We start from the raw sequence: 9,981 nt of genomic DNA, 5'->3' as shown, positions 1-9,981 counted from the left end.
GAGAGCGCTTCCCTGACACGGAAGAGGTCACTGGTTCAATCCCAGTATCGTCCACACTCCGGAAGCCCCCGGCCGTCTCGCACGGTCGGGGGCTTCTTCCGGTTCGGGTCAGGGGTTCCGGTCAGCTGGAGAACAGCATGTGGCCGAAGCTCTTGTGGCGCTTTTTGCCGTAGTGACCGCCATGGCCGCCGTGATGGCCGCCGTGCGGGGCGCCCCAGGCAGGTGCGGGAGCGGCCGGGTAGCCCTGCGGGGCCGGGGGCGGCGGCGCCGCGGGGCCCGCCCACTGGGACTCCACGCGGGTCAGCGCCTCCAGTTCGCCGTAGTCGAGGAAGATCCCCCGGCAACCGCTGCACTGCTCGATCTGGACTCCGTTGCGGTTGTACGTGTGCATCGGCGCATGGCACTTCGGACACTGCATGCTCGGCTCAACTCCTCGCCGTCGGTACCGCTTCTTGATCCGGTTTCGCTTCTCGCCAGGACAGACTCTGTCCGGCTCCGTGCGGTTGCACCCTACTTCGCGTATTCGTGGGCCAACTCGAGAGGTACGGAACCCATTCGGGCACATGCGTCGACCACGGCCTGCTGTACGTCGTCCAGCGCGCGGCCCGCCGCCGTCGCCTTGACGATCGCCAGGGCCGCCGTCTGCACGGTGAGGGCGCGGGCGGCGGCGTCCAGGGCGGGCCAGGGGTCGCCGTCGGCGGGTACGGCCGGGCCGCCGGCTGTGCGGTAGGCCGTCAGGAAGCGGGTCCACTCGTCGGGCGGGAGCAGTCCGCAGGCGTACCAGGCAGCCGGGCGGGCAAGGTCCCAGGCGGGAATGCCGAGACCGAGGTCGTCCACGTCGATCAGCAGCCAGGGGCCGTCCGGAGCCGGGTGGCGTACGAGCTGACCGAGGTGGAGGTCACCGTGGCAGAGGGCCGTAGCGTCCGAGTGGCCGGGGAGGTCCGGCATGGGGGCCTCGGCCCTGGCCCAGGCCGGCAGGGCCGCCCAGGCGCGCAGGACCGGCTCGGTGGCCGGCTGCGGGGTGGTGGCACGGAGGCGGGTGATGGCGCGGGCCGCCTTGGCCGGGCCCCGCATGGGCGGCAGTCCGGGCGGGGCGGGGGCTCGGTGGAGGCGGGCGAGCAGGGTGGCGGCCTCCTCCCAGGGGGCCGCGTCCGGGTCCTCCGGGTCGACCGGGACGCCGTACGGCCAGAACGTCACGAGTCTGCCGTGCAGGTCGACGGGCGTCGGGCCGAGCGGGGGCAGGAGTATGCCGGGGAGGCGGCCGGCGACGGTGAGGCGGGCGGTGAGTTCGGCGGGAGCGGTGTCGGGGGCGTGCGCCTTCGCGACGGTGTCCGCGTGACGGACGACTGTGCCGTCGGGGCGGTCGGCGAGGGTGTCCGCTCCGCAGGGGCAGGGGGCTGTGCGTGAGTGGGCTCTGGCCTTGGCTCGTGCGGTGAGGTCGGAGAGCAAGGGGGTGGAGGTCACGGGGCTCCCTGAGGCGGCGCTTGGGTCTGGTCGCGAGGGTACGGGGCGAGGCGCGGTGGGTGCCGGGTGAGTGCTGGGTGCGGTGGGGTGTTTCGCCCCCGCCTCGCCTGCCCGTTCCGTCCCCAGGGGCTCCGCCTTCGACCCCGCTGGGGCTGCGCCCCTGACCCCCGTCGGCCTGAACGGCCGCGTCCTCAAACGCCGGACGGGCTGGGGGTGCCGACCGTGGATGCTCCCGGAAAAAGGCAATGCCCGCGCAGCTCCCCAGCTGCGCGGGCATTTTTTGCCGTCCGCCGCACCCCCGTCCCCACGGGGTTTCAATGGGTGGATGTCCCCGCCCGGACCGCTCTTCCGGGCCTGGGGTCGCCGCTCAGCGCCCCAGCATCACTCCCACGGACGACGCTTGTGTGACCACTGCTTCCCAGCCGCCGAAGACGACCACGAGCAGGGCTGCCAGGGGAAGGACCATGGCCGTCGCCACCAGTGGGTGGCGCTGGCCCTGCCGGCGCGGGCGGAACGCGGCGATGTACGCCTTGCGTCCCTGTGTGCGGAGCGCCGTCCGCGTTGCCGTGTGGGCCATGGTCCCTCTCCTGACCGTTCTCTGGTGGTTGGCAGCGGCGGGTGTCTGACCTCGGGGGACGAGTGCTGCACCCGCCGCTTGACCTCAAATCTAGGGTGTCGGCGGGAACAGGTCGTCATGCCCTCGTACCTATTGCCGGGCCTCCCGGAGGATGACCCGTGACCTGGGGAGTACTCCCCTGGGTGGAGACGGGGCCCCAGGCCTCAGGGTCTTCCCGGAGGGGGTGCCCGGAGTGTCCCTACTGTTCCGAGCTGTCCTCCCTCGGCACCGGCTGCTCGACCAGCGCCAGGACTCGGTTCGCCATGAAGCGGGCCGTGCGGACGACTGATCCGCTCCTGGTGACTTCGCTCACTTCCACAACCCCTCGGCGCACTGCCGTCTCCACCCGACGGCCCGCCCTGCCGGCCACCACCTCATACGTACGTGTTGTGTCCCCGGCATCCACGACTATCTCCACGCGGTCACCCTTCACGGGTCCAATCCCCCTTCTGTGACGGGTGGTTGGGATCACACGCCTTGTCAAGCCGCCCTGTTCGCGCGCTCCCTGACCACCTTTCAAGTCTCCCACCCGGCACTGACAATCCATCGGGACGAGAGGGCGCGGCCTCTGCGCGCACCCGGCCGCGGAAACGTAAGCTGTCGCTCGTCAAACGGACCGGGCAGCGGGGATGAACATGGCGATGATGCGCCTGAGGCGCGAGGACCCGCGTGTCGTCGGCTCGTTCAGGCTTCACAGACGGCTCGGCGCCGGCGGGATGGGTGTGGTCTACCTGGGCTCCGACAAGCGGGGCCAGCGGGTCGCACTGAAGGTCATCCGGCCCGATCTGGCGGAGGATCAGGAGTTCCGTTCGCGGTTCGCGCGCGAGGTCTCGGCGGCCCGGCGGATCAGGGGCGGGTGCACGGCGCGGCTCGTCGCCGCCGATCTGGACGCCGACCGGCCGTGGTTCGCCACGCAGTACGTGCCCGGGCCCTCCCTGCACGACAAGGTCGTCGACGAGGGGCCGCTCACCGCGGCCGACGTCGCCTCCATCGGCGCCGCCCTCTCCGAGGGACTGGTCGCCGTGCACGAGGCCGGTGTCGTGCACCGGGACCTGAAGCCGTCCAACATCCTGCTGTCCCCGAAAGGGCCGCGGATCATCGACTTCGGCATCGCCTGGGCGACCGGGGCCTCGACGCTCACCCACGTCGGTACGGCGGTCGGTTCTCCCGGCTTCCTCGCGCCCGAACAGGTGCGCGGCGCAGCGGTCACTCCGGCCACGGACGTGTTCTCGCTGGGTGCCACTCTCGCGTACGCCTCGATGGCCGACTCACCCTTCGGGCACGGCAGTTCCGAGGTGATGCTGTACCGGGTGGTCCACGAGGAAGCTCACCTGCAGGGCGTTCCGGACGCGTTGGCACCCCTCGTACGGGCGTGTCTGGCCAAGGATCCGGAGGAACGGCCCAGCACCCTCCAACTGTCGCTGCGGCTCAAGGAGATCGCGGCGCGCGAGGCGCAGGGCATGGCGGACGTACGGCCGCCCGCGCCGCGTGCCTCCGACGCGGACCGGCCGACCGGACGGCTCACCGAGAGCTATCCGGACCAGCGGCCTCCGTATCACTCCCAGACACAGCCCCACCCGCAGTCGCAGTCCTCGTCCCAGTCCCAGCGGCGGCCTCAGGGGCCTGCTTCGGGTGCCTCCGGGTCGCGCGGAGCCGTGCCGTCGCGGGGTGGGGGCGGGGGTTCCCGCGGTGGTGCCCCTTCGTCGCGTTCCGGGTCCCGGCAGGTTTCCGGCTCGCGGAACACGACCCGATCCGGGAACCGTGCCGGCCCGCGCAGCGGCACCGGGCGTTCGGCGCCGCGTGGCACGGGGACCGGGCGGCGACCGGCCAATCCGCGGCTGCTGCGGCAGCGGCTGTTCGTGTTCGTCGTGGTGACGTTGCTGGTGGCCCTGGGGATCGCAGCGGCTCAGGGATGCCAGGGTCCCAGCCGTGGAATCGGGGACGACAGCGGGCGGGAGCGGGTGCAGGAGCAGGTGCAGCCGGACAGCGAGCCCGGTGGTGGCGACGGGCCGCCCGCGCCCGGGCTGTGGATCCGGAGGACGTCCATGACGACGGTGATCGCGCCAACCGCGTCTTCGGGGTTCGATTCGGCCCGGAACTCACCGAGTTCGCATGCTTCGGCGAGGCCTCGGTGACGAAGACACGCAGTCCCGGGCAGCGGTCGCGGAAGTAGTCCTGCGCGGGGTGGCCCTCGGTGACGCTCTCCGCCGGCAGGACGGCATCCAGCCGGACGATGCCTTCCCGGTCGGCGTTGCGGTGGCTGTGCCGGCCGGGTGGCGAAGGAAGGCCCAGGCCCCGGGGGCGTTCGGTGCCGAGCTGTTCCATGTCGGTTTCTTCGCGCAGGGCGAGGACGCACGCCAGCAGCTGGGCCTCGGAGCGGAAGTGGTGCAGGACGCCGGCCTGGGTGACTCCGGCATTCCACTCAGTGTCGTTCAGCCGCTGACGGCTGGGGTTGGCCGCAGGCCAACGAGACGAAGGCGTCGTGGAGTTCGGTGCGGCGTTCCCAGCCGACGGCGGGGCGTTCGAACTGGTGGAGGAGGGCGAAGGTCTGCTCGACGACGTAGCGGAGTTCGCCCGGACCTTTGACGTTCGGGGCGCCCTTGCGGGAGATGACCGGCATGATCCGCCGCTTGCGCAGCTCTTCAGGCGGGCCTTGACCGAGTCGCGTAGAACGCGACGGCGGAAGCAGCCGCCACGTTGAGGGAGTCGATCCCGGCAGACATAGGAATACGCACCCACTCATCCGCAGCCCGAAGAGCGAACGTAGACAGTCCATGCCCCTCCGACCCCAGCATGATGGCGCACCTCTCGAAGTACTTCGGGTCCAGCCTGTCCAGTGGGGTCGCCTTCTCGTCCGGCGTCATGGCCAGGATGTCGAACCCGGCCTCACGCACGACGTCGAGCCCCGCCGGCCACGCGTCGAACCGCGCGTAGGGGACCGAGAAGACAGCACCCATCGACACCTTGATCGCACGCCGGTACAGGGGATCCGCACAGTCCGGCGACAACAGAATCCCCCTGATGCCCAGAGCGGCGGCACTACGGAACGCAGCCCCAAGATTCGCATGATCAACGAAACCCTCGAAGATCGCGATCCGCTGACCCGTGTCGTCTTGTGGACCCGAAGCGAACATCGCGCCGATGCCGGTGTGGTCGTTGGCCGACTCCATGACCACCACCCGGCGTGCGGTCTGCAGGAGTTCGTCCGCCGTCGGGAGCGGTTTGCGCTGCATGGAGGCGAGGGCGCCGCGGTGCACGTGGTAGCCGGTGACGCGTTCGGCGAGCTCCGGGCTGACCGCGTAGACCGGGGCCGGGAGTTCGTCGATGACGTCACGCATGACGTCGACCCACTTCGCGGACAGGAGCATCGAGCGCATCTCGTAACCGGCGTCCTTGGCCCGTCTGATGACCTTCTCACCCTCGGCGATGAAGAGGCCCTCCGCGGGCTCGCGTTTGCGGCGCAGTTCGACGTCGGTCAGGCCCGTGTAGTCGCGCAGGCGCGGGTCGTCGGGGTCCTCGACGGTGATGAGATCGGCCACAGGGGTGATACTGCCTTGTCCTGGGTGCGGTGCCAACGGCTGGGAACGGATTGCGTTACCCGGGGTTACACCACTGCCTCCGGGCCTACGTTCACGACCGCGCCGATCACGATCACCGCGGGGGGCTTCACGTCCTGCGTACGGACCGTCTCGGCGACCGTCGCGAGGGTCGCGTCGACGCGCCGCTGGGCCGCTGTCGTGCCCTCCTGGACCAGGGCGACCGGCGTGTCAGGGGACTTGCCGTGCGCCACCAGGGTCTCGGCGATCCGGCCGATCTTGTCGACGCCCATGAGGACGACGAGCGTGCCGGTCAGCTTCGCGAGGGACGGCCAGTCCACGAGGGAGCGTTCGTCGTCGGGGGCGACATGGCCGCTGACCACCGTGAACTCGTGGGCCACCCCGCGGTGTGTGACCGGGATGCCGGCCGCGCCCGGGACCGAGATCGAACTGGAGATGCCGGGGACGACCGTGCAGGCGATGCCCGCCTCGGCCAGCGCCTGGACCTCCTCCATGCCCCGGCCGTAGACGTACGGGTCGCCGCCCTTCAGCCGTACGACCCGCTTGCCCAGCTTCGCGTGTTCGATCAGCGCGTTGTTGATGGCCTCCTGGGCCATGTAACGGCCGTACGGGATCTTCGCGGCGTCGATCACCTCGACGTGCGGAGGCAGTTCGGCGAGGAGGTCGCGCGGACCGAGCCTGTCCGCGATGACCACGTCCGCCTCGGCGAGCAGGCGGCGTCCCCGGACCGTGATCAGGTCCGGGTCGCCCGGGCCGCCGCCGACCAGGGCGACGCCGGGGGCGCGGGTGCGGTGGTGGGGCGCCACGAGCGTGCCGTCGCGCAGGCCCTCCACGACCGCGTCACGGATGGCGGCGGTGTGCCGGGGGTCGCGGCCCTTGACGTCGGTGGTGAGGACGGCGACCGTGACGCCCTCGCTGTGGCCGGTGGCCGGGGTCCAGGCCGTCGCCGCGTCTGCGTCGTCGGAGCGGACGCACCAGACGCGGTGCTGTTCGGCTTCGGCGGAGGCCTGGGCGTTCGCTTGGACGTCGCTGGTCGCGATCAGGGCGTACCAGGCATCCGCCAGGTCGCCGTCCGCGTAGGGGCGGCGCTCCCAGGCGAGTTCACCCGCGTCCGCCATCGCCTCCACGGAGGGGGTTGCCTCGGGGGACACGAGGAGGATGTCCGCGCCCGCCGCGATGAGGGCGGGGAGGCGGCGCTGGGCTACCTGGCCGGCGCCCAGGACCACCACTCGGCGGCCTGTCAGGCGGAGGCCTACGGGGTAGGCGGGGTGTTCGGCCATGGGGGTGCGGCTCCCTCTTGCGGTGGTTCTGGTCGGAGCCGGTGTGGGTTTACGGTGGGTGGCCCCTGACGTGCGCATTTTACGGTGCGGGTGGAGTGGGGGCTCGGGTCGGGGGTTCATCGTCCCCGAGCCCGCCCCTTCCCGAAGCCGGGGCTCCGCAGACGGACCCCCGGCATGTGCGGGTTCGTCTGCGGCTGTGCCCACCCCTTCCGCCCGCGCGGAACGACTGCCCACAGCCGCGCGTCGCCGCCGGAAAGTCGTCCTACTTCTCCGTTACTCCCGCCGAGTCGAACGTCGCCACCTCGTGCATCGCCCTCGCCGTGCTCTGGACCAGTGGCAGGGCCAGCAGCGCACCCGTGCCCTCGCCCAGGCGGAGGTCCAGGTCGACCAGGGGGCGCAGGCCCAGCTTGTTCAGGGCCGCCACGTGGCCCGGTTCCGCGCTGCGGTGGCCGGCGATGCACGCGGCCAGGACCTCGGGGGCGATCGCACGGGCCACCAGGGCGGCGGCGCCGGCGCTGACGCCGTCCAGGATCACCGGCGTACGGAGTGAGGCCCCGCCGAGGAGGAGGCCGACCATGGCCGCGTGTTCGAAGCCGCCGATCTCCGACAGGACGCCGATCGGGTCGGCCGGGTCCGGCTGGTGGAAGTCGATGGCACGGCGGACGACCTCGGTCTTGCGGGCGAGGGTCTCGTCGTTGATGCCGGTGCCCCGACCCGTGACCTCGGCGGGGTCCGTGTCCGTGAAGACCGAGATCAGGGCCGCCGACGCCGTGGTGTTCGCGATGCCCATCTCGCCCGTGAGCAGGGCCTTGTTGCCGGCCGCCACCAGGTCGCGGGCCGTCTCGATGCCGACCTCGATGGCCGCCTTGGCCTCCTCGCGGGTCATCGCGGGGCCGGTCGTCATGTCGGACGTGCCCGCCCGGATCTTGCGGGGCAGCAGACCCGGGGTGGCGGGCAGCTCCGAGGCCACACCCACGTCGATGACGCAGACCTCGGCGCCCACCTGGTTCGCGAAGGCGTTGCAGACCGCGCCGCCGCCGAGGAAGTTGGCGACCATCTGTGCGGTCACCTCCTGCGGCCAGGGGGTGACGCCCTGGGCGTGCACTCCGTGGTCACCCGCGAAGATCGCGACTGCCGCCGGCTCAGGGATGGGGGGCGGGCACATGCGGGACAGCCCTGACAGCTGCGCGGAGATGATCTCCAGCATGCCGAGCGCACCCGCCGGTTTCGTCATCCGCTTCTGGCGCTCCCACGCCTCACCGAGCGCCTTGGCGTCCAGCGGGCGGATGTTGGCGACGGTCTCCGCGAGCAGGTCGTGCGGCTCCTCACCGGGCAGCGCACGGCGGCCGTACGTCTCCTCGTGCACGACCCACGACAGCGGGCGGCGCTTGGACCAGCCCGCCTGCATCAGCTCGGGCTCCTCCGGGAACTCGTCGACGTAGCCGACGCAGAGGTAGGCCACGACCTCCAGGTGCTCGGGCAGACCCAGCGTGCGGACCATCTCGCGCTCGTCGAAGAAGCTGACCCAGCCGACGCCGAGGCCCTCGGCGCGGGCCGCGAGCCACAGGTTCTCGACCGCGAGCGCGGAGGAGTAGGGCGCCATCTGCGGCTGAGTGTGCCGGCCGAGCGTGTGGCGGCCGCCGCGGGTCGGGTCGGCGGTCACGACGATGTTCACCGGGGTGTCGAGGATGGCCTCGATCTTCAGTTCCTTGAACTGCTTCGCCCGGCCCTTCGGCAGCGACCTGGCGTACGCCTCGCGCTGCCGTGCGGCCAGTTCGTGCATCGTGCCGCGGGTCTCCGCGGAGCGGATCACGACGAAGTCCCAGGGCTGCGAGTGGCCGACGGACGGCGCCGTGTGGGCCGCCTCCAGCACACGCAGCAGTACGTCGTGCGGGATCGGGTCGCTGCGGAAACCGTTACGGATGTCCCGGCGCTCACGCATCACCTTGAGCACGGCCTCGCGCTCGGCGTCGTCGTAGCCGGGGGCGGCCGGGCCGGTGGACACTCGTAGGTCTTCCACCGCCGCCGTGCTCTCTTCGCTCTCTTCCTGGTCGGCGGCCCTGGTGTCCAGGTCCTCCGCTTGCTGTGCCACCACCTGTGCGGCATCGAGTTCGGGGCCGGGAGTCGCTTCGGGCTCCTCGACCGGGACGGCCTGCGCCGCTTCCGGGGCCGTTGGTTCCGGGTTCTCGGGCTCGGCGGGCTGTGCCGGCTCCGGCGCCTGGAGGGCGGTCGCGGGTACGGGCTCGGGGACAGCAACCCCCCCGGGCCCGTGGTCCTCGGAAAGGACGAGTCCGTGCGGCGGTGTCGGGGCCAGGTGCGGGGTCCTGGGCACGGTGCCGTCCACCGGGACGAACTGGCCTGCCAGCTCGACGAATTGTGGCTCGGCGAACGGCTGGGGCTGGTCGGCCGACTGCGGCTCGGCGAACGGACTGAGCTCCTCGGCGGGGGCCGCCGCGGGTTCCGGCCCGGGGGGCGCAGTGGGTGCCTGGTCGCTCGGGGCCGCCTGTTCGACGACGCTTTCGACCGCATCGGGAACAGCTGTCTGTACTTCTGCGGCTTCGGTCACGGACGGCTGTGTCTCGACCTCGGCAGCGGGGTGCCCGGCGTTGGCGGGAACAGGAGCGGGCGCTTCCGCCGGTACGGCCTCGGGCTGCGCTTCCGCGGGCAGGGCCGCCTCTGTCACCTGGGCAGCGGCGGTGCCCATCTGCTGGGACGCCGGGTCCACGAGATGGACAACCGGGGGCTCCTCCACAGCGGGCGGAGCCGCGAACTTTTCGACGGGGACAGCCGGGGCCCCGACGGGGTCACCCGGGTCCGCCGCCTGCGGCGCGCTCTCCGGGCCGGCCTGCTGGGTGAGGTGCGGGAGGGGCTGCGGGGCCGTCATCCGGTGAACCTCGGGGGCGAGGTGAGCCTCCGGCGCCAGCGGCGCGACCAGCGTGACCTGCGCGTCCGGCACGAGCGGCGCGACCTGCGCGTCCGATACAACGGGCGCATCCTGCACGAGCGGCGCGACCGGTACGGGTTCCGCCTCCGGCACGACGAGCTGGACGACCGGTACGGGTTC

Annotated in this window: 9 protein-coding genes; 1 reads left to right on the top strand and 8 read right to left on the bottom strand. The window is 71.8% G+C overall.

The features are described 5' to 3' along the window. Positions 1-121: 121 nt before the first annotated feature. The 4 genes from RB628_RS32475 to RB628_RS32460 form a co-directional block, all read right to left on the bottom strand. Positions 122-418 (bottom strand): zf-TFIIB domain-containing protein, encoded by a 297-nt coding sequence (locus RB628_RS32475; RefSeq protein WP_318324193.1) that lies wholly within the window; start codon positions 416-418, stop codon positions 122-124. A gap of 92 nt (positions 419-510) precedes the next feature. Continuing rightward, positions 511-1,464: an aminoglycoside phosphotransferase family protein gene (locus tag RB628_RS32470; RefSeq protein WP_318324192.1), complete on the bottom strand. Its 954-nt coding sequence runs from the start codon at positions 1,462-1,464 to the stop codon at positions 511-513. A 367-nt stretch (positions 1,465-1,831) separates the two neighbouring features. Beyond that, a complete protein-coding gene (locus RB628_RS32465; protein ID WP_318324191.1) occupies positions 1,832-2,041 on the bottom strand; it encodes a hypothetical protein in 210 nt (69 codons plus the stop codon). A 238-nt stretch (positions 2,042-2,279) separates the two neighbouring features. Further along, entirely contained in the window at positions 2,280-2,513 is a 234-nt protein-coding gene (locus RB628_RS32460; protein WP_318324190.1) for a hypothetical protein, read from the bottom strand. 196 nt (positions 2,514-2,709) lie between these two features. On the opposite strand from RB628_RS32460, the gene RB628_RS32455 reads away from it, so the two are divergent. Further along, on the top strand, positions 2,710-4,215 hold the full coding sequence (locus RB628_RS32455; protein WP_318324189.1) for a serine/threonine-protein kinase: 1,506 nt from the start codon (positions 2,710-2,712) through the stop codon (positions 4,213-4,215). 287 nt (positions 4,216-4,502) lie between these two features. Here RB628_RS32455 and RB628_RS32450 read toward each other — a convergent pair whose 3' ends face one another. The 4 genes from RB628_RS32450 to cobT all read right to left on the bottom strand — a co-directional run bounded on the left by RB628_RS32450 (position 4,503) and on the right by cobT (position 9,801). Then, positions 4,503-4,700 (bottom strand): hypothetical protein, encoded by a 198-nt coding sequence (locus RB628_RS32450; protein ID WP_318324188.1) that lies wholly within the window; start codon positions 4,698-4,700, stop codon positions 4,503-4,505. Positions 4,701-4,722: 22 nt separating this feature from the next. Further along, complete coding sequence (locus RB628_RS32445; protein WP_318324187.1) at positions 4,723-5,619, bottom strand: RNA methyltransferase; 897 nt, start codon at positions 5,617-5,619, stop codon at positions 4,723-4,725. Positions 5,620-5,684: 65 nt separating this feature from the next. Then, the gene (gene cobA, locus RB628_RS32440) at positions 5,685-6,917 is read right to left on the bottom strand and encodes a uroporphyrinogen-III C-methyltransferase (protein WP_318324186.1); all 1,233 of its coding nucleotides are present in this window, start codon (positions 6,915-6,917) and stop codon (positions 5,685-5,687) included. Positions 6,918-7,179: 262 nt separating this feature from the next. Next, the gene (cobT, locus tag RB628_RS32435; RefSeq protein WP_318324185.1) at positions 7,180-9,801 is read right to left on the bottom strand and encodes a nicotinate-nucleotide--dimethylbenzimidazole phosphoribosyltransferase; all 2,622 of its coding nucleotides are present in this window, start codon (positions 9,799-9,801) and stop codon (positions 7,180-7,182) included. Between the last annotated feature and the right edge of the window lie 180 nt (positions 9,802-9,981).

The organism is Streptomyces sp. ADMS (assembly GCF_033441795.1).
GTDB lineage: Bacteria > Actinomycetota > Actinomycetes > Streptomycetales > Streptomycetaceae > Streptomyces.
This window is presented reverse-complemented; position numbering and strand designations above follow the sequence as displayed.

Coding starts and splice junctions, on each gene's coding strand:
- RB628_RS32475 (WP_318324193.1), bottom strand. CDS start 418: ATGCAGTGTCCGAAGTGCCATGCGCCGATGCACACGTACAACCGCAAC.
- RB628_RS32465 (WP_318324191.1), bottom strand. CDS start 2,041: ATGGCCCACACGGCAACGCGGACGGCGCTCCGCACACAGGGACGCAAG.
- RB628_RS32455 (WP_318324189.1), top strand. CDS start 2,710: ATGAACATGGCGATGATGCGCCTGAGGCGCGAGGACCCGCGTGTCGTC.
- RB628_RS32450 (WP_318324188.1), bottom strand. CDS start 4,700: ATGCCGGTCATCTCCCGCAAGGGCGCCCCGAACGTCAAAGGTCCGGGC.
- cobA (WP_318324186.1), bottom strand. CDS start 6,917: ATGGCCGAACACCCCGCCTACCCCGTAGGCCTCCGCCTGACAGGCCGC.
- cobT (WP_318324185.1), bottom strand. CDS start 9,801: ATGACGGCCCCGCAGCCCCTCCCGCACCTCACCCAGCAGGCCGGCCCG.